Source organism: Aquabacterium sp. A08 (assembly GCF_011742065.1).
Genome location: NZ_JAAQQT010000423.1, coordinates 1 through 229, shown reverse-complemented (window position 1 = coordinate 229; position 229 = coordinate 1). Strand labels below are relative to the sequence as shown.

At 68.6% G+C, this 229-nt stretch carries 1 pseudogene; it reads right to left on the bottom strand.

What is annotated here, in order from left to right:
• Positions 1 to 144 precede the first annotated feature (144 nt).
• Positions 145 to 229, bottom strand: a pseudogene (gene gpmA / locus HA630_RS02410) (2,3-diphosphoglycerate-dependent phosphoglycerate mutase); the annotation flags it as partial.

Sequence of the window (229 nt, the reverse complement as noted above, 5' to 3'; positions counted from 1 at the left end):
AGGGCGCCCACGGCGACCCAACCGGCAATCTTCAATTTCTGGCCCATCACTCAACCCTTAGAACGGTTGCGTTGCAATATACACCTAGGAATGCGACGGCGCGTTTCGGTTCCCCGATGCCCGCCCGGGGTGCTGGCGCCGGGCTCAGGCCTTGCCCTGGCTGGCCACGGCGGCAGCGGCCGCTTCGGCCGCCGCGGCGTCGCCCAGGTAGTAGCGGCGCAGCGGTTGC